The sequence below is a fragment of the Novosphingobium sp. ST904 genome (assembly GCF_001298105.1).
Lineage (GTDB): Bacteria > Pseudomonadota > Alphaproteobacteria > Sphingomonadales > Sphingomonadaceae > Novosphingobium.
On record NZ_LGJH01000109.1, the window covers coordinates 1 to 18,283 of the forward strand.

15 protein-coding genes are annotated in these 18,283 nt (G+C 61.6%); 4 read left to right on the forward strand and 11 right to left on the reverse strand.

Annotated features, from left to right (window positions below):
* Nucleotides 1-235 precede the first annotated feature (235 nt).
* Nucleotides 236-850 carry a TetR/AcrR family transcriptional regulator gene (locus ADT71_RS04100; RefSeq protein WP_054435387.1) on the forward strand — a complete coding sequence of 205 codons (615 nt, stop codon included), beginning with the start codon at nt 236-238 and terminating at the stop codon, nt 848-850.
* Nucleotides 851-941: 91 nt separating this feature from the next.
* Here the strand turns inward: ADT71_RS04100 and ADT71_RS04105 are convergent, their stop codons facing one another.
* Together ADT71_RS04105 and ADT71_RS04110 are read right to left on the reverse strand one after the other, a co-directional pair.
* Nucleotides 942-1,388 (reverse strand): tannase/feruloyl esterase family alpha/beta hydrolase, encoded by a 447-nt coding sequence (locus ADT71_RS04105; protein ID WP_197282909.1) that lies wholly within the window; start codon nt 1,386-1,388, stop codon nt 942-944.
* Complete coding sequence (locus ADT71_RS04110) at nt 1,294-2,844, reverse strand: tannase/feruloyl esterase family alpha/beta hydrolase (RefSeq protein ID WP_197282910.1); 1,551 nt, start codon at nt 2,842-2,844, stop codon at nt 1,294-1,296. The genes ADT71_RS04105 and ADT71_RS04110 overlap by 95 nt, the downstream gene beginning before the upstream one ends.
* A gap of 412 nt (nt 2,845-3,256) precedes the next feature.
* Between ADT71_RS04110 and ADT71_RS04115 the strand changes: the two genes are divergently transcribed.
* On the forward strand, nt 3,257-6,076 hold the full coding sequence (locus ADT71_RS04115; RefSeq protein WP_082370143.1) for a TonB-dependent receptor domain-containing protein: 2,820 nt from the start codon (nt 3,257-3,259) through the stop codon (nt 6,074-6,076).
* 100 nt (nt 6,077-6,176) lie between these two features.
* On the opposite strand, the gene ADT71_RS04120 is transcribed toward ADT71_RS04115, so the two are convergent.
* The 5 genes from ADT71_RS04120 to ADT71_RS04140 all read right to left on the reverse strand — a co-directional run bounded on the left by ADT71_RS04120 (nt 6,177) and on the right by ADT71_RS04140 (nt 12,574).
* Nucleotides 6,177-7,037 (reverse strand): transporter, encoded by an 861-nt coding sequence (locus tag ADT71_RS04120; protein ID WP_347812956.1) that lies wholly within the window; start codon nt 7,035-7,037, stop codon nt 6,177-6,179.
* 190 nt (nt 7,038-7,227) lie between these two features.
* Nucleotides 7,228-9,279 (reverse strand): TonB-dependent siderophore receptor, encoded by a 2,052-nt coding sequence (locus tag ADT71_RS04125; RefSeq protein WP_054435398.1) that lies wholly within the window; start codon nt 9,277-9,279, stop codon nt 7,228-7,230.
* Between the two features lie 207 nt (nt 9,280-9,486).
* Nucleotides 9,487-9,822 carry a nuclear transport factor 2 family protein gene (locus ADT71_RS04130; protein ID WP_197282911.1) on the reverse strand — a complete coding sequence of 112 codons (336 nt, stop codon included), beginning with the start codon at nt 9,820-9,822 and terminating at the stop codon, nt 9,487-9,489.
* 21 nt (nt 9,823-9,843) lie between these two features.
* Nucleotides 9,844-11,163, reverse strand: a complete 1,320-nt coding sequence (locus ADT71_RS34855) for a GMC family oxidoreductase (protein WP_255351605.1) — start codon at nt 11,161-11,163, stop codon at nt 9,844-9,846.
* Nucleotides 11,164-11,437: 274 nt separating this feature from the next.
* A complete protein-coding gene (locus tag ADT71_RS04140) occupies nt 11,438-12,574 on the reverse strand; it encodes a serine hydrolase (RefSeq protein WP_054435400.1) in 1,137 nt (378 codons plus the stop codon).
* Between the two features lie 185 nt (nt 12,575-12,759).
* Between ADT71_RS04140 and ADT71_RS04145 the strand changes: the two genes are divergently transcribed.
* Both ADT71_RS04145 and ADT71_RS04150 read left to right on the forward strand, forming a co-directional pair.
* Entirely contained in the window at nt 12,760-13,509 is a 750-nt protein-coding gene (locus ADT71_RS04145) for a FadR/GntR family transcriptional regulator (protein WP_231635564.1), read from the forward strand.
* Nucleotides 13,510-13,716: 207 nt separating this feature from the next.
* Nucleotides 13,717-15,303, forward strand: coding sequence for a diguanylate cyclase (locus ADT71_RS04150; protein ID WP_197282912.1), 1,587 nt, complete (start codon nt 13,717-13,719; stop codon nt 15,301-15,303).
* 2 nt (nt 15,304-15,305) lie between these two features.
* Here the strand turns inward: ADT71_RS04150 and ADT71_RS04155 are convergent, their stop codons facing one another.
* The 4 genes from ADT71_RS04155 to ADT71_RS04165 all read right to left on the reverse strand — a co-directional run bounded on the left by ADT71_RS04155 (nt 15,306) and on the right by ADT71_RS04165 (nt 18,096).
* Entirely contained in the window at nt 15,306-15,788 is a 483-nt protein-coding gene (locus ADT71_RS04155) for a MarR family winged helix-turn-helix transcriptional regulator (protein WP_054435414.1), read from the reverse strand.
* Nucleotides 15,789-15,799: 11 nt separating this feature from the next.
* Nucleotides 15,800-15,991, reverse strand: a complete 192-nt coding sequence (locus ADT71_RS31920) for a hypothetical protein (RefSeq protein WP_197282913.1) — start codon at nt 15,989-15,991, stop codon at nt 15,800-15,802.
* Complete coding sequence (locus ADT71_RS04160; protein ID WP_197282914.1) at nt 15,984-16,964, reverse strand: serine hydrolase; 981 nt, start codon at nt 16,962-16,964, stop codon at nt 15,984-15,986. The genes ADT71_RS31920 and ADT71_RS04160 overlap by 8 nt, the downstream gene beginning before the upstream one ends.
* A 121-nt stretch (nt 16,965-17,085) precedes the next feature.
* Complete coding sequence (locus ADT71_RS04165; protein WP_054435403.1) at nt 17,086-18,096, reverse strand: diguanylate cyclase; 1,011 nt, start codon at nt 18,094-18,096, stop codon at nt 17,086-17,088.
* Nucleotides 18,097-18,283 lie beyond the last annotated feature (187 nt).

The window sequence follows — 18,283 nt, forward strand, 5'->3', positions numbered from 1 at the left end:
ATGCCCCCCATGATCTGATGATCAAACAGGCGGCATGAACGACAACCGGGATTAGCTTAACTCAGCCGCCAAACTGTCCAAGAAGGCGGGACCACCTCAATGATTACGAGGCCGCAGGCCCTGGCCGAGATCTTGAGAAACGAATGCCGTTGACCGAAAACCTCCCGGTGATAACAACAGCGGTCGTGTTTGATAAACCTTGCGCGTTTTACTGACTGATCGGTAAAGGTGCCCGATGGCAACCAGGATCAAAAAAGGGAACCGCGAAGACGCTGCGGTTCGTCGCGCCCAGATCATCGATGAGGCAATCCGCCAGATCGGTCAGATCGGCTCCCGTGGTTTTACGATCCAGGGCCTTGCCAGCAAATGCGGAATTTCCAACGCGGGGCTGCTCCACTACTTCGGATCCAAGGACGGCGTGCTTATCGCACTGGTCGATGAGATCGAGAGCCGGGAGGAAGTAATAGTCGCGCCTCTGCTGGCGGCGACCAAGGCGTCAAGCGGAAACGGAGAAGACGCCTATGTCGCGATGGTGCGGCTGTTGCGACGGATCATCGAGCGTTACCGGGAAATTCCGGAGCTGGGGCGTTTTCTCATCGTCCTGCAAACCGACGCCATGGACCCTGCGCACCCTGCCCACGCCTGGTTCCTCGCGCGCGCGGAGGAGACGGAGGATCTCTTCGGCCAATTGCTTGCTCCCTGGGCTGTCGATGCTCAAGAAGCAGCCAGAATGTGCTACGCCCTGATTTTTGGACTTGCCCGTCGCTGGTATGACAAGCCGGAATCTTTCGATCTGGGGCAGACGCTTGAGCGTGCGGTCCGTGCGATCGTTCCTTTCGAGAGCGATTGACGCCGAAGAGACGCAATTTTCAAGCGAACTGTCAGGGGGGCAACTGAGCCAAGCAGGCGGCGAGGTTACGGTGCCCGCCGCCAGGCAGCCGTCAGTCGATGACCCCGGCCTGACGCCCGGATTCCCCGATCCTCAGCATGCCTCTGTCGCCGGGGACACAACTCCAGTTCGCACCATCCTTCACGTCGCCTTCGCCGCTGTAACGCGCCATTTCGGGAAATTTGCAAAGTGGCATGGTGCGGCCGAGAGGCCGCTTGAAATCGACGCCGAACTGGTTCGCCTTGTAGAGCGTGGCGGGAAGGCTGTCGGGCGCTTGGCCTCTTTCCACCCATGCCTCGATGGCGCTCAGCGCGTCGAAACTGCCGGGGCCTTCTCCGATCCCGCCGCCACTGCAATGCGCGGTGCCCGGAAACATGAACATGCGGATGTTCTTGTGGAGCTTGTCATATCCGCCGAACGTCTTCGCAAGATTTTTGTAGTAGTTGACGGACATGTATGGGGTAAGAAGGTGATCGCTCAGGTTCACCCACAGGATCATCTTGTGATTGCTCTTGATGAGTTTTGCGGCGTTCTTCGGAATATCGCCGATACCCATGCGTAGCGCTGCATTCGCCCTGGCCACTTCCGTTGCCGGTGCGATTACCCGGAAACCGGTAACGGCCCGGTGCCACCAGAGCCAAACGAAAGTACCGATGTGGTCTCGAACTTTGGATCATTGCGGTGAGAGAAGATGCGGATGACGGTGTCTCCGAGTAGCGCCATGCCGTTGGCGGCACCGGTTGCCGGATTGCCTGTATCGGGCCAGGGATTGCAGTGCCCGCGTTGGCCGGCGGCAGCATGAGCGAGTTTTGCAGTTCGCTGACCGAATAGCCGGGCTGAACGACGCGCCCTTCCTTGTCCGTGGCTGCGGTCAGAACTGTACTGACGCTTTCGATCTGCGCCTGCGTAAAGCAGCTGGGACCGGGTTTGTTATCGGCGCAGCGCGGGAGATCCTTTTCAGGCCGGAAGTCGCAGGCCATCGGGTTCTGGATGAGGCCGTCCTTGACACCGTCCACAGCATCGCACTTCGCCATGACAAGCGGGTTGATCTGGGCCACAAGCGATGCTGGCAGGCCCGCATCGGGCGAGCGTACCGTCGCCAGTGAGGCGCCGGTGGTCAGGAATGCGAGATTGGCGAGATTCGCATAAGGTGAGCCCGACACGATCCCGTCAAAAGCCTCGGGAAAGTAGGCTGCCGCAACAAGAGCATCGCGCCCGCCGCCCGAGCAGCCGCAGAAATAGGAATAGGCGATCTTTTGGGCAGTTCCGCTTGCCTTGGCATAGAAGGCGGTCGTGAATTCCTTGCCCATCATCGCCAGGACTTTTTGCGAGCGATAGAGATAGTCGTCGAGGTAATCCTGGCTGATCTCTCCAGGCCCCTTGATCGCCCACTTGCCTTGCGTGAAGCCGGCATGGCCTTCATCCGTCGCGAACGAGGCGTAGCCTTTCCTGATGCTGTCACCGGGCTTGCCCTGATTGGTGATGGTGATGGTGGGAGATGCCGCATCGCTTACCGCAAATGTCCCGCAATGCCCGCCGCAGCCAAGCTGCAGGTATTTCCGGTTCCAGCTTATCGGCAGGGTTGCGAGGAAGTTCGCCGTCTTGCCGGTGGCAGGGTTGGTGACGAAGCTGCCGGTCACCTGGCAATAGGCCGGAAGGTCGCCGCGGGCCGGTGTGAAACGCGTTCCGCCTTCAAGGAATGGGCCTGGTTGCTCTTCGGACGGCAGTTTCCCGATCGTAACCTTGATGTCCAGCTTTGCCGCAATGGCCTGCATCGCGGCAGGTTGGCACAGTTCGGCCATGCTCGGGGCGGCGACACCATCGGTGATTCCGGCATTCGCGCGCGATGACGGTGCGGCGATTGGCGGGGGTGTCGGCGTAGCGGCCGCATTTACGCCGTTGCCGAGGTTTCCCGTCTCTGTCGCGGCGATCAGTAACGGCGTTCCGGTCCACAAAGCGATCCGAGATGATAGGCGCATGCTTTTTGTCCCCTGCCCAAATATCGACCCGCAACGCCTACCAACCATTCGGTATTATTTAAAGGCTGAATCTTGCCTTGACGGCCAAGGCAACCCTTGAGGTTCGGGTCTCGAATAATCCGTCCGCACGGCTTTAGACTTACCGACTATATGGTATATACGGTTCCGACTCGATATGTCCGGGCAGGGGAGGGCTCGGTGAAACGACTCGATATCCAGCAATCAGCATCGGGAGGAAGAGTGCGAGCTGTCGATTTCTAGCGACGCCCTTCCGAAGTGTCTGATCGGTGAAATGAATTATACAACGATATGACGCGAAATATACGCAAGAAGTTATGATTTTATTCGTCGAAATATAAATAAAATAAAGTACGGGAGAGGAATAAATATGAAGAAATCGAGCAGCCGTTTGCGGTTTGTCGTCGTTCTGAAAGGCGGGGTCGCGGCCTCTGCATTCTGCCTGGCTATCCCGGCCTTTGCCCAGGCCGATAGCCCGCCGCCTCAGGATGACAGCAAAGATCAACTGACCGATCGCCAGATCCAGGAAATCGTGGTCACGGGCACTCTTATTCGCGGCGTGGCGCCGGCGGGCACCAATGTCATCGATGTGTCGCAGGAGGCCGTTCAATCGACTGGTGTTACAACCACCGCGCAATTGCTGCAGACAATTCCGCAACTCGGACAGTTCAACTCGCTCCAGCAGCCGGCAGGCGCTTTTAACAACGTGACGACAAACCGCCCGAACCTGCGCAATCTTCCGGGCTTTCAGACTGCGGGCAGCTCTCCCACGCTTGTCCTTCTCGACGGGCACCGCATCGTCGGCATGGGAATCCAGTCTACCAGCCCCGATCCCGATATCATTCCGCCTGGCGTGATCGAGCGCGTCGAGATCGTTCCCGACGGCGGCTCCGCCATCTACGGTTCGGACGCTGTCGCGGGTGTCATCAATTTCATAACGCGCAAGAAGTTCGACGGCATCATGGTGGATTCCCACTATGGATTTGCGGACGACTACCACGCTTTCGATGCCAATATGACGGCGGGCAAGTCGTGGGACACCGGATCGATCTACATCTCATACAACTATTCGGAACACGGAGCGATCTACGGCCGGGATCGTGACTATGTTAAGATGTATACCAAGACGATTCCCGGCGTTCCCTTTCCGATCACGAGCCTGCGCTGCACTCCGGGCAACGTGCAACTGGTTCCGTCAGGCACGGTCTATGCGCTGCCCTATACTTCCGCCACGGCGACGGCGAACACCGCAAACCAGTGCGACGAAAGCGACGGTGCGCCGATCTATCCGAGCGAAAATCGCCATTCGGTCTTCGCGGGCTTTTCGCAGGACCTCAACGAAGCGCTGAAGGTCGACGTCCGGGCGTGGTTCACCCAGCGCAAGGTGTCTGCGGATCTGGGGCCTATTTACGATTCCCAATACATCGGTCCCGCCTTTATCGGCCTGACACCCAGCCCATACATGGCGGCTTACAAGGTCAATCCGGCCAATCCGTTCGAGATCCATCAGGTTTCGTATTCCTACGGCGGAGACGACACGGAGCAGCAGAGGTTGTCGCTCAGTACCTGGGGCGTGACGCCGACGTTCACGGCGGAGCTCGGGAAGGGGTGGCAACTTCGTGGCATGGGCAGCTATGGCGAAAGCACGACCCAGAACATCGTCGGGCAATACAATTCCACCGCGGTTCCGCGTGCTATCGCTACCGGTCTTCTCAATCCCTATGACATCAATTCAAGCAGCCAGTTGGGGCTCGATGTCCTCAGCAATTTTGAATCGTTCGGACGCACGCGCCAGCAACTGATCAACGGCCGATTGATCCTCGATGGCGCCTTGTTCAGGTTGCCGGGCGGAGATGTGAAGTTCGCCGGCGGTGTCGAGTATAATCACGAACAATTGCGCTCCCAGAAGGGCTCCATTGTGCCCGGCACGGAAAACACCGGTTACGAAGGGCTCGTCTATAACGGTGTGACGGTCATCGCGCCTTACGCAAACCTTCCGGTCGTCACGCTTTCCCGCAGCACCAAATCGGCATTCGGTGAAATGGTGGTGCCGATTTTCGGGGTGGATAACGGGTTCGGGGGAATGCGCGAGCTGACCGTCTCCCTCTCCGGCCGATATGACGATTATTCCGATTTCGGCAATACCTTCAATCCCAAGATCGGCGTCACTTACAGACCGGTAAACTGGGTGAAGTTGCGCGGATCGTGGGGTAAATCCTTCGTGGCGCCGAGCCTTGTGGACAGGCCGGAAACCGACGTGACTTCCTATAACCAGGTCAATGGGCTCTCATTCCTGTTGCCGCCGGCCAGCCTCGTTGCCAACGGCACCTATCCTGCCCCGCAGAACAGCAACGTGGCGGTCGTGCTTGGCAGTGCGCCGGATATCAAGCCGGAAAAGGCCACCACGTGGTCGCTCGGCTTCGATATCGAGCCGCCATTCGTTCCGGGGCTCAATCTCAGCCTCACTTACTGGAATATCAAATTCAAGAACCTGATAAATCTGCCGAATTTCACTAATCAGGTTGATTTCTGGACGAACTTCGGCTCGGTCATCACGGTCAATCCAACGCAGGCCCAGATCGATTCCTACCTTGCCCAGTCGGATACGATCGTGGGTTCCGGGTGCTCGGTCGCAGGCACCGGCCCAACCGGCTGTTATGCCATCCTCGATGCTCGCAAGCGGAACTTCGCCAATGTGGAACTGGATGGTCTTGATGCCGCGCTGAGCTACCGCCTCGAAGCGGGCTTTGGCTCATTCGATCTGGGGTTCAATGCCAATTACGAACTGAACCGCAAGCAGCAGCCGATCGCAGGGGCGGCCTTCAGCGACTTGCTCGCCGCCAACAACAGCCGTTTCAAGTTCAGCACCGTGCTTGGCACGACGATCAGCGGCCTGCGGGCCCAGGTCACCTGGAATCACACCGGTGGCTATGACCTCGATCCTGCTGTCAGTTCTGCAGGCGAACAGGCACGGGTCAAGTCGTTCAACGTCATCAACCTGTTCTTCAAATATGACGTCCCCGGCGAGGGGATATTCAAGGACCTTTCGTTCACGCTGAACATCGACAATGTCGTCGATCAGGATCCGCCGCGCTACATCCAGCAGTCGATCACGCCTTCGCAGGATGGCTATATCAACGGCAACACCCTTGGCCGCTTCGTGCAGTTCGGGGTGAGCAAGCGCTTCTGAGCTGATCGCGATGCGCATTTCGGCGCCGCCTTGTGCGGTGCGAAATGTCTTGCCGGCACCGTGAACGGGTGCCGATGGATGTAAACCGGGAAAAGCGCGGTCAGAACCGGCGCGAGAGGCCGAAATAGAGCTCCAGGTCGGGCGCGTCCCGGTCCAGCCCGGCGTTGGCGCCGGCATCGATCTGAAGGTCTTTCGTGGGCTGCCATCCCAACGAAAGCCCGGAAACATGGGCAACGCTGTGGCCCTGCGGATCATGGTCGGCAGTGACTTCATACTCGGCAGTTGCGCTGAGCGCTTCCCCGATCTTGAGTGACGCGCCGACAACTTCGTCGAAGGCGAAATGTCGGCCGTCGCCATCTTCGTCAACCGCGGCATCGAACTGCGACGTGGTGACGAGGCTCCACTTGTCGGAAAGTTCGTACGACAGCGGTACGCGCGCGCCTGCGGCCCAATCACCGTCGCCGATCGGCTGACGGCCCACGGGAAGCGATATGTAAGGCATCACGGCGATCGACAGGCCCGATCCGTCGGGGTTCAGCAGGTTTCGCCGCAGGGCGAACGTGGCGTCGCCGGAACCGCTGCGATGTTCCACATCGCCTGTCATGCGATCGCGGGTGCGTGACCAGCCGAAGGCAGTCCAGCCGACCTGAATCTCCGCATGCCGGGCCACGCCGTAACGGACAAGCAGTTCCGCCGCTTCGAAGACGTCCTGTCGCTCCTGCCGGTCCTTGTCGAGTGTCCAGTCTCCCATGCCGATTTCGACGGAAGCCCGCCCCGGTTCGAGCGTGCATGCGGGCGTGCCGATGCCGGGGCGGTCGGGGCAATAGTCCGGTTCGTCGGCGCTGGCGGCCGCAGACATGAGCGTAGAGCCCAGCAGGGCCGCCGTCAGCATGACACCTCGCGACGGTCCCGCAAGACGATGCAGGGAGATCGGCGAACGGGACACTGTCATTCCGGTCATGCTGTGCTCCCAGGCCACCTGTCACGCGGAAAAGGCGCGCGTATTTCTTCCATTCCTGAAGCACGCGCAAATGCGCCCGAAGTCAAGCTCCGGGCGCGTTCCTGCAGGCAGGCATGGGGTAAGCGGCGACAGGATTGGCATGAGCGCTCCGGCTGCATGGCTGCAAGCCGGAGGCCGTTCGTCGCTCCTGTCAGAACCGGAAGCCGAGCGTGCCCATGATGTTGCGCGGCGCGCCCATGAAGCAGTCGCCACGGGCCAGGCACGAGGCATAGTACCGCTTGTTGAGCAGGTTGGTGGCGTTGACCGAGAAGCGCCACTTGTCCCAGCTGATCTCGGCCAGAGCGTCAACCGTGGTGTAGTCGGGCGTCATGATCGTCCATGCACTGCCGACCGAGCGACGCTTGCCGGTGTAGACCACGCCGGTGCCGAGCCGCAGTTGCGCGTCTTCGGACAGGCCGAAGCTCTTCGACGCCCAGAACGAAGCGGTCTGGCGCGGCAGGTAGTCCAGGCTCTGGGTGGCCTTGATCTTGTTGTAGCCGTAGTTGGCCAGCAGCTCGAAGTCGCCCGGCAGGGTGTAGTTGCCTTCCACTTCGATGCCCTTGGTGGTGAGCTGTCCGGACTGGGTGACGGAGTTGTTCTCGCCATAGAGAACACGGTTGCGTTCCTTGATGTGGAACGCCGTCACGGTGACGAGGGCATGGGCATTGGGTTGCCACTTCAGGCCGGTTTCGAACTGGCGTCCGGTCTGGGGGGTAAGCAGGTTGCCGGTTACAGTGTTGATGCCGCTGACCGGAAGGAAGCTTTCGGTATAGCTGAAGAACGGAGAAATTCCCGCGCCGAGTTCGCCGATGATGCCCGCGCGGAAGGTCGTGGCCTTGTCGATCCCGCCGCCGCGATTGTCGACGCGGTCATGACGTCCGCCGAGCACGATCGAGACGCGGTCGTAGAAACGGATCTGGTCCTGCACATAGACGCCGAGCTGCTTCTGGCCCGAGGTGGTCCAGTCGGCGCCGATCGCGGGAATGGTGAGGGCGTCGTAGTCGATGTCGTAGAGGTCGATGACCTCGTAGCCGCTGCCGCCGCGCTTCTTCACCCGGTTCCAGGCGTAGTCGATGCCGACGAGCAGCTTGTGCTCGATATTGGCGCCGGTGTTGAAGTTGAACTGCACGTTGTTGTCCGTCGAGAAGACGTTCATCCGCGCGACGGTGGCATCGCTGTAGAGACCGATCGTGCGGCCTTCCGGATCGAGGTAGGGGTTCGTCGGGTTGCTGTAGCTGTTGGCATAGTGCGTGAAGTAGTCGAGGTCGCTGTCGATGTAGCGCGCCTTCAGGCTCAGCGTGATGTTCTCGTTGAAGTGGTGCGTGATGCTGCCGCCACCCTGGAGCAGACGGCCGTCATAGCGGTCCCAGCCCGGCTTGCCGACAAAAGTGTAGCGGTCGAGATGTTCGGCATTGTTGGGGTTGGGGCGGAAGGTGCCGACGATCGGCAGGAACTGCGTGGTCGAGCCGGTGTCGTCCTCCTGATAGAGACCCGTCAGCACCACGTCGGTGTCAGGCGTCGGCTGCCAGCGAAGCGAGGGTGCGACGAACACGCGGTCATCGGGCACATGATCGACATAAGTGTCCGCGTCGCGGGCGCGGCCGACGAGGCGGAAGGCGAAAGTGTCGCTCAGGGCCAGGTTGACGTCGCCGTAGACTTCCTTGCGGTCATAGCTGCCGTAAGTCGCGTTGATCTCGCCGCGCGTCTCGAATGTCGGCGCCTTGGTCACGAGGTTGACGAGGCCGCCGATCGAGCCCTGGCCGAACAGCACCGAGGCAGGACCGCGCACGATCTCGACCTGCGAGAAGTTGTACGGGTCGGACGTGATGCTGGCATAGAAGCTGTAGACATCGCGCATGCCGTCGCGGAACTGCAGCGCCTCGATGCCGCGAACCACGAAGCTGTCGACGCGGGTGTCGCGGCCATAGGCGTTGGCGGTGACGCCTGCGGCATACTTCACCGTGTCGCTGATGCTGATCGCGCCTTGCGAGAGGTACTGGTCGGCCGTGATGACGGTGACAGGCTGCGGCACCTGGATCGGCGGCGTATCGGTCTTCGTTCCGGCGCGCGAGCCGGTGACGAGGATCTCGCCCGCCGTGTTGTCCTGGTCCGCATCTGCTTCGGCGGCAAAGGCACCCGTCGGCATCGCGACCAGTGCGATCATCGCTACGCCGCACAGCGCGAGCTTTCCTGTTTGCTTCATTTCGATTTCACCCCTCGTCAATGTCGATGTTGGGCACGCGCTTATTCGATAATGAGAGGCGTTCGCAATATCGGGGTAAAATTTGTGAATTACGTTGCAATTAGGACACAGGCGGCATGGGGGCGTGCAAATAACCGGCTACACGCGTCGCGCGAGCCGGCATTGCGGGGGATGGGTTTTCGCGATCTACGCGATGGAAGCGCGGGATTACGTTCCCTGCGCGTAGATACAAAGACGTTCGATCCTGTTCTCGCCATTGAGATAGAAGAAATTCGCCGTGCTGCGCAGGCTTCCGTCAGGCAGGCGTGCCTTGATTTCCACGGCTGCCGCCTGCGGGCCGAACACATGGGAACCGGGCGTCGGGATTGGCGCGCCGCGATTGAACACGTCAGTCTGGAATGCGCGGATGGCCACCGTTCCCTCGATCAGGCTGCCGTTGGGGAGCGTGACCGTGGCATCGTCGGCGTAAAGAGCCAGCAGGCTCTCGATGTCGCGGGCGCGAATGGCTTCGAAATAGCGATCGGCCACTTCGGACGGGTTCATCGGGACGTTCCTTTCGGCCATTCAGGCAGCATGGTTGGCAAGGATGATTTCGCCGGCCCGCCAACCGATCGCCATGGCAGGGGCATTGGTGTTGCTCCCGGTGATCGAGGGCATGATCGAGGCATCGACGACCCGAAGCCCCTCGGTACCGCGCACGCGCAGTTCCGGATCGACCACGGCTTCGTCGTCCGATCCCATCCGGCAGGTTCCCACGGCGTGGAAGCCTGTGGAACCATGTTTGAACGTGGCTTCCAGCAATTCCTCGTCGCTGATCGCGCCGGCCGGGATCAGTTCCTCGACGATATGTTCGGCAAGGACAGGCTGCGCTGCGAGCTTGCGAATGTAACGCAGGATCGCGACCGCATTCTCGCGGTCATAGGCAGTGGCCATGTAATTGGCATCGATCCTGAGGGGGGCGGACGGATCGCTGGAGGTGATTTCCAGTTCGCCCCGGCTTTCCGGCCGCAGCGTATAGCCGTAGATCGTGATCGCGGGATAGGGACTGACGCCTTCGCGCCCGGAGGTGAACGGTCCCAGTCCGATCTGCGCATCGGGCAGTTTCAGTGCCGGATCGGTCTTGATGAAGCCGCCTGCAACAAAGGTGGAGCGGGCGAGGGGGCCCCGTCCCAGCAGGCCGTATGTCAATATCGAATGGATCAGCCCGAGCCCCTGAAGCCCCTTGTTGCTGCCCCCGCGCCTGACCCGGTACTGCACCGGCAGGGTGCGGTGATCGCTCATGTTGCGGCCGACTTGCGGGCAGTCGACCAGGACGTCGATGCCCAGATTGCGCAGCAGTCCGGCGGGGCCGATGCCGGAGCGCTGGAGAATGGCCGGCGAATTGAGGCCGCCTGCGCTCAATATGGTTTCCCGCCCGGCGGTGATGCTGAACGTGCGTCCGCGATGGCGGACATGCACGCCGGTGGCACGTCGGCCTGAGAACGCGATCGACAGGACTTCGGCGTCCGTCACGACATCTAGGTTACGGCGCCGCATCGCCGGTTTCAGGAAGGCGCGCGCGGCGCTGAAGCGCTTGCCATCCTTGCAGATCGTTCGCGGCTGCCGACCGAAGCCGCCGGCCACGCTTGCCTCGACGCTGTTGATGTCTTCGACGACGGGAGTGCCAAGGGCGGCCGCGGCCGAGATCGTTGCCCGGAACAGCGGATCGTCGCTGGGCGACAGATTGACTTGCAAGGGGCCTGATCCGCCTCGCGACGGCGCGGGGCCAAGTTCATGGCGCTCCATCTGCGCATAGCAGCGCCCGATGTCCTGCCAGCCCCACCCCGGCGCGCCGTTGGCCTCCCACCCGTCATAGTCGTCGGGTGCGCCGCGGGTGTAGACCATGCCGTTGATGGAACTCGACCCTCCCAGGGTCGTCCGCGCATCCAGAACTCGGCGGGGCGGCCTCCCCCCGGAGAAGCCATATAGCGCCAGATGTAGGGGCTTTCGGGCCCCATCAGCTTCGCCAGTCCCATCGGAACAGTGATGAGCATGTTGCGGTCCGATGGGCCGCATTCGAGAAGCAGCACTGAGTTGCGGGGATCGGCCGACAGGCGATTGGCCAGCACGCACCCGGCAGAGCCGGCGCCCACGATCACATAGTCATAGGAAGGCCGCATCAAACAAGACCCAGTGCCGTGCGGATCGCATTGCCCACGGCGCTTGCGCCGTCCGCCGCGCTCATCCGGTTGTGGCAGAAAGCGACGGCAAGGCCTGTCGCCGGATCGGCCCACCCCAGCGAACCGCCTGCGCCCGGACATGCGATCGCGGTGGCCGCGCCCAGCGCCATGGTGAGCGGCGACTGGCCGTCATACATCCAGTAGCCGCCCTGACTGAGTGGCATCGGCATGCCGAAGAAAACCGGGTCGGGAAGCGTGCCGCCCGGTCGCCTCTGGCAACTCATCGCCACTCGTTCCCGCGATAGCAGCCGTTTCCCGTCAAGCTCGCCGCCATTTGCGAGGATCGACCAGAACCGTGCGAGACTGCGTGCCGTGAAGATCCCGCCGACGCCGGCGATAGTCGCCCGGCGAACGTCTTCCCGCTCGAAAATATCGGGCGCGAGCCGGACCTCGAACGGCATTGCCTTTTCGAGGACCGTACCTGCCGGCGGCGGCTGCATGTTGAGCGCGTCGACAAGCCTGGCGATGCGCGGTTCGGCTGCTTCCGGGACACCGATCCACAAATCCTCGATATCGAACGGGCCGGCGATTTCCTGTGCCACGAAATCCCGGAAGCTGCGCCGCTCCGGGTCGGTGCGGCGAACGATTTCGCCGATCACCCAACCGAAGGATACGGCCTGATAGGCGGGCTGCCCGACCGGGAAGATCGGCTCCAGCGCGGCGATTCCGGCGGTCATCGCGTCCCAGTCGCACATCATCTCGGGCGTTACCGCAGGCGGCATTTGCGGCGTGCCGGTTCGATGGGAGAGCGCATCGCGAACGGTAACGGCCTCTTTGCCGTTCGAGCCATATTCGGGCCAGTAACGCGCCACCGGACTGTCGTAATCGACAAGGCCGCGTTCCGCCTGGACATGAAGCGCCGTCGCCGCGACGGCCTTGGTCACCGAGAACACATTGAACAGAGTGCCGCTATCTACCTTGCGGCCCGTGGCCGGATCGGCAACTCCGGCCCAGGCATCCACCACCAGTTCGCCATTCAGGTAGGCGGCAACCTGAACGCCGATTTCGGTGCCCTCCTCGACCAGAGCGTCAAGGACCTGTTGGACGGCGGCATTGGCCGCCTGATGCTTCGCCATGTCTACACCTCTCACCGTGGGGCGGCGTGAGGTTCGTGCCTTCGCCGTCTCTGCGAAGTTCATAATGGGTGTGTTATAAGCGAGTCAATCGGGCATTTCCGGCGTAACGGCACCAATATCTCTTTTAAACATGCATTATTAGAATTCCTCTTGAAGAGAATGCGGCTTGCGTGGATGGAACGCGGATGGCCCTGCACCGCGGGCCGAACCTTGGGAGCAATGTGCAAATGGCGCGAAAGCCATCGAAGGAAGGCCTGGTCTCCGGCGCGGTCGACCGGATGAAGCAGATGATCCTCGCACAGGATTCCGGTACGCAAATCGGCTCCCTTCCCGACATTGCAAAGGGGCTGGGCGTTGGCGTCGTGACGGTGCAGCAGGCCGCGCGCGTTCTCGAGCATGAGGGATTCCTGAAGGTCAAGCGCGGGAACGGCGGTGGCTACTACGGCGCCCGCCCCGACGCTGCGTCGCTGGGGCGGGCCATGGCGGGCTTCCTCCAGGTCAACCGGTCACGCGAGCATGAGGCCATCGAAATCATGACGCTGCTCGACTGCGACCTGATTTCCGCAGCCGCGCTTGCGACTGACGAGGCGCTTCGCGAACGGCTGCGCGATCATGGCCGTCAGATCGACGCCTGCAACACGCCCGAGCAACGGGGCGCTTTCGAGCAGGAGATGCAGGACATTATATACGCGATGGTCGACCGGCCGTTGATGGAGATGCTCGCCCGTGTGACCATGGAGCACTATTCCTCGCATGTCCGCGTTCCGATCTATCCGGGAGCCGAAGGCGCCGAGCGCTGGAAGCAGGAGCGCCACAACATCATCTATGCCATTCTCCGGCGCGATGCCGGGCTCGCCCGGTTCGAGGCGCAGCGCCGGCGGGAGGATATCCTGCAGCGGCTTGCACGGGCGCCGTCGAACGCGGAAGGGCAATGAACGGCGCCGCCCTGATCCGGTTTCTTGCGGGTGATTAACGGTATTAAAAGCGTTTTCCCCTAGCCGCGGGGGATGATTTCGAGCGGTTATCGAAAATGGTCCTTGGCGGTCTTTCTGCTGCTGGCGAAGCTGGCGTGCTTCGGCGCCGGTTGGAACAACGTAGCTGCCACGGATGAAACGCGAGAGTTCTGCCGGGCGTCGGGTCGCATGTCGGAAGACGTCCTGGCGGTAGCTGCGGAGGCAGGCCGATGGTCCTGTGGCGACGGGAAATTCTCCATCGATGCCGAGCGCGCACTCTTGCGCTTCGAAATCCATGCCGACGAGCCGCTGCCGCGATTCTTCCTTTCAAGGCGGAGCGCGCTTGCGGCGATACATCTGCTTGCCATCGACCGGGATGGTACGGTTCGCCGCCGCTCCATTCCCGCAGACTCCCTGCGCAGTTCGGTCGCCGGCGGGTACTTCATAGCGCCCTTGCCGGACGTGACGGGCGCGACCAGGCAGGTGATCGTCGCGGTTGACCTGCCCAGCCACCGGATGACCCTCGAGAAGGGATATCTCGCGCGGGCGGACGCGACAGGGGGGCTTGCTGGCATGCGATCCCTGCTGGTCCTCGCAGGGCTGGCCGGAATGCTCATCATGCCGCTCATCTTCAATGCGGCGTTTTACCGGGCCTTGCGCGAGCCTTTCGTCCTCTGGCACTCGGCGCTGACGCTTTCGCTGCTGATAACCATCGTGGTGTCATCGGGCTTGTCGGTCATGTTGTTCGATCCCCCTGCAATGACATTAAGCTGGATGGCGACGTTGATCTTCGGGATGACGATCGGGTCGGGGGCGATGTTCACGTACTGCTTCATCGAGCCCGGATCGATGCATCCGTTCCTGCGGCGATTGCTGCCCTACTGCGCGGTATGGTCACTGTTGCTGAGCGTGTTTCATGCGGCATTCCCGTTCATTGCGCGGACCATCCAGTCGAGCGCCTACACCGCGGCGTTCGCGCCGGTTCTTGCCGTATTCCTGTTGTCGATGATCGATGCATTGCGTCGAGGCAGTCGCGCCGCGAAGTTTCAGGCCGTTGGGTATACGCCGATGGTGGTGGTGGGCTTGATCCGTCTGGTGACGGGCGTGATCCCCTGGGCGCACAGTTCCGATGCCATGCTTCTGTTCTACATCGGCTGCATCTGCGAAGTCCTTTTCACGACGCTCGGCATGGCGGACCGTTTCGTCACGATGAAGCGGGAGCGAGACGGCGCACGCACCGAGGCGGAACTGCTCGAACGGATTTCCGAAACGGACCCGCTGACAGGATTGCTGAATCGCAGGGCGATAGAGCAGCAGTTCGACCAGCTTCGAATCGAAGGCTTCACCGCGCTGGCGATCATCGACCTTGATCACTTCAAGGCGATCAATGACCTGAACGGACATGCTGTCGGAGATGAGGTGCTAAAAGCTGTCGCCCGCGCGCTTCAGCCAACCCTGAGCGTCCGTGCGTACCGCCTTGGCGGCGAAGAGTTCGTGCTGCTCTTGCGCGGCGACGATGCCGAGATTCAGGCCGAGCTTCGGCGCAGGGCCATTCCCGCAATCGTCGCCAATGCCGTTACCGGTCTTGAACGTGCGGTCACTGCCAGCATGGGCATGGCCGTGCTCCACGGGGAGGAAGGTTTCGCATCTCTTTATGATCGGGCCGACAAGCTGCTTTACGAAGCCAAAAGCGCCGGGCGAAACAGAACCCGGTACGCCTTAATGTCGCCGCCGCCGCTGGATGGCGTTTTGAGCGGCCGGGCGATGGTGGCATAGACCTAGTTGGCGAGATCGATGCGGGCGGCGACGCGAGCGGCCAGTGGGCGCCCGTCGAGCGCGTCCTCCAGGCGATCGAGCAGCGGTACGAGATGGCCCGCTTCGGCATCCAGTTCCTCGGCGCTTTCGTTCAGCGCTTTCCAGAGGGGGGCAAGCGATGCGACGAGCAGGTCACCTTGCGCTGTAAGTGAGAGGAGCCGACGCCGGGCATCGGCCTCATCGCTTCTGGCTTGGACCAGTCCCGCCGCTTCAAGCGCCCGTCTGGCCTGACTGACGGAGACGTGAGTGACGCAAAGCGCATCGGCAATCTCGCCGACCGTCATCGCGCCGTTCAGGACGATCTGGTTGAGAATACCGAACCAGCGCTGTTCGAAGTGGACGTCCTGCGACGCGTAGATTTGTGCCGTTTCGCGGTCGATCCTTTCGGAAAGCCTGCGTAAGCGGGCCCCCAGCGCGGCTCCGCCGACTGCACGACTATAATCCATGCGCTTGTCCGTCATGCCGACGGCCCGGTGAGGAGGCGCTCGGCGATCGCCTTGATTGCAGTCTTGCTCGCAGGCGTAGCCGAACCATTGGTGAAGATCGCGACGCCGGTCGTCGAGGCAGGATCAAGGTAGACGGCGGTGAACACGCCGGGATCGCCGCCCCAATGGTTGATCCGCCGCTTGCCGAGTGCGTGATCATCCATCGCCCAGACCCTGTCCTGTCACCCAATCCGGCAGGCCCTGCGGTACATGCATGGTCAGCATCTCGACCTGGTCGGTCGCCGTCAGGATCTGCGCGGGCCCGGCCGCTCCGCGATTGGCGGCTGCAGCGACAAAGGGCATGAAACCTGCAATCGAGGCGCGCAGCATCCCCACCGGAAAATCCGGGAAACCGACCGGTTCGGTCGGGACGATCCGATCATCGACGATGTCGTAGGGAGTGGCCATCAACGCCTTGGGCACGCCGGCGATGGTCCATGAGACCTGCCGCATACCAAGCGGATCGAACATCCTGGCTTGCGTGAATATGCGCAGGTCCTCGTCCGCGACACGTTCCACCAGATATCCGAGCAGCGCATAACCGACATTGCAATAGTCATAGTTCGCGCCGGGGGCCGCTGGCGAGAAACTTCCTGTAACCGAATAGTGTCTGCCGTCCGGCAGGAGATAGTCCTTGAGGAATGTCCCAAGCGGGAGGGAGGAATCCTTGCCAACCGTCCGGAAATCCACCTTGTAGTAAGTTTCGTCCGAGATACCCGACACGTGCATCAGCAGATGCCTGGCCGTGATGGCGGCATGAGGATGGGCGGGATTGAGGACTTCGAAGTCGAGATAGCGATTTACCGGCGCATCGAGTTCGATCCGGCCTGCTTCAACCAGCATCATGAAAGCGGTGGCCGTCACGGTCTTGGTGACGGATGCGAGGTGGAACATCGTGTCTGTCGTCACAGGCCGGCGCTGCGCGACATTGGCAAAGCCATACCCACGCGTAAGAACGACTTTGCCTGCCCGCGCAATGCCGACCGCCATGCCAGGGAAGGCGCCGTTTCGAAGCTGTTCCTTCAGGAAGGCATCCAATCGGCCATTGTCCGCCGTCACGTCCAAGGCCGATGCGGCGCCCAGGGCCGGTGTCGCCATGGCGGCCACGGCACCCGTCAGGAAGGCTCGCCGGTTCAAGGAAACGCCTGGTGCAGAGTGAACAATGTTCGGCATGTCGAATGTCCCGCTGATATCTGTAGGTGCCTACATTAATGTGCGCTCAAAAGGAAGCGCTGTTCTTCCAAGCGGACTGTGAACTTCAAGGATTGAAGCTGGGTGAGGCGCTTTCGTGATCTTCGGAGAGATGACTGAAGCGCATCGTGTTGCGTCCTGCGTCCTTCGCTTCGTAAAGGGCACGGTCTGCGGCGCCAAGGCAGCGGGCAGCATGATCGGCATCGACCGGCTTTCCGCGCCTGCCGTCGTTTACGGTCACGCCGATGCTGACGGTGATCCGGCCGAACGGACTTTCCGGATGGGTCATGGAAAGACGTTCCACCGCAATACGGCAGTTTTCGGCCACCCGCAGCGCGCCCGCAGCATCCGTGTCAGGCAAGACCATGACGAATTCCTCGCCCCCGAAGCGGCCCACGGCATCGCCGGCACGGCGGCCCCAGCGCGCGATCTCGCGGGCAATCGCGACCAGGCAGCGATCTCCCGCGAGATGGCCGAAGCAGTCATTGTAGTTCTTGAAGTAATCGACATCGACAAGCAGCAGGGCCATGGACGTTTCCTCGCGATTGCTGCACCGCAACTCTCTGGAGAGCGCGCTTGCCAGGCCGTTGCGGTTGAGCAGCCCGGTGAGATGGTCGGTGCGCAAGGACGACAGGAGCTGCCTGCGGGATTGCCGGAGCCGGGCCTCGATCCGGGCTTCCCGCGAGATGTCCATGGCGCCGATCAGCAGTTCCGCGACCAGCCCTTCGGCGTCGTAAGTCACGCTGAACGAGAGCAGGTAGGTGCGGCTCCGCCAGTAGATTCGGATATCGGGCAGGGGGGTGCCGTGCCCGGCGAACCTGTAGCATCGCTCAAGCATAGGACCGAGCTGCGGAAACATCGTAGTGGCGCAGGCTCCATCGAGTTCCTCCACCGTATGGCCGGCAATCGCGGCCATCTGCCGGTTGATGAAGACGACGTGACGGGCGCGATCGAGGATGCAGAAGGCGAAAGGCACGGACTCGAAGAACCGGCCGAATACCGGAGTGACATCGGCAGAGGAGCGGTCATGGCGGCTTTCCGGAAACCCGGTATCTTCCGGGCAGGCAGCTCTCACCATGGAATCCATCCTCCTGTTCGACTTTTATGAGCGCCCCTGTTCCCCCTCTTGCGGGCAAAAGTCATGTAAAGGAGTGCAAATTTGTGGCGCTTGTAAAACCTTGTAAAACCGGCTGAAGGACTGCCGCCCAGGACGGTCCGCGCTGATATGCTACCTACGGGGGCAATGGTGCTGCGGAAAATCCGGG

Excerpts from the sequence above, each read along its gene's own strand:
- ADT71_RS04130 (WP_197282911.1), bottom strand. The coding sequence starts at position 9,822 with ATGAACCCGTCCGAAGTGGCCGATCGCTATTTCGAAGCCATTCGCGCC.
- ADT71_RS04115 (WP_082370143.1), top strand. The coding sequence starts at position 3,257 with ATGAAGAAATCGAGCAGCCGTTTGCGGTTTGTCGTCGTTCTGAAAGGC.
- ADT71_RS04120 (WP_347812956.1), bottom strand. The coding sequence starts at position 7,037 with ATGACCGGAATGACAGTGTCCCGTTCGCCGATCTCCCTGCATCGTCTT.
- ADT71_RS04100 (WP_054435387.1), top strand. The coding sequence starts at position 236 with ATGGCAACCAGGATCAAAAAAGGGAACCGCGAAGACGCTGCGGTTCGT.
- ADT71_RS04165 (WP_054435403.1), bottom strand. The coding sequence starts at position 18,096 with ATGGTGAGAGCTGCCTGCCCGGAAGATACCGGGTTTCCGGAAAGCCGC.
- ADT71_RS04155 (WP_054435414.1), bottom strand. The coding sequence starts at position 15,788 with ATGGATTATAGTCGTGCAGTCGGCGGAGCCGCGCTGGGGGCCCGCTTA.
- ADT71_RS04125 (WP_054435398.1), bottom strand. The coding sequence starts at position 9,279 with ATGAAGCAAACAGGAAAGCTCGCGCTGTGCGGCGTAGCGATGATCGCA.
- ADT71_RS34855 (WP_255351605.1), bottom strand. The coding sequence starts at position 11,163 with ATGGTCTACACCCGCGGCGCACCCGACGACTATGACGGGTGGGAGGCC.
- ADT71_RS04140 (WP_054435400.1), bottom strand. The coding sequence starts at position 12,574 with ATGGCGAAGCATCAGGCGGCCAATGCCGCCGTCCAACAGGTCCTTGAC.
- ADT71_RS04145 (WP_231635564.1), top strand. The coding sequence starts at position 12,760 with ATGGCCCTGCACCGCGGGCCGAACCTTGGGAGCAATGTGCAAATGGCG.
- ADT71_RS31920 (WP_197282913.1), bottom strand. The coding sequence starts at position 15,991 with ATGGATGATCACGCACTCGGCAAGCGGCGGATCAACCATTGGGGCGGC.
- ADT71_RS04150 (WP_197282912.1), top strand. The coding sequence starts at position 13,717 with ATGTCGGAAGACGTCCTGGCGGTAGCTGCGGAGGCAGGCCGATGGTCC.
- ADT71_RS04105 (WP_197282909.1), bottom strand. The coding sequence starts at position 1,388 with ATGATCCTGTGGGTGAACCTGAGCGATCACCTTCTTACCCCATACATG.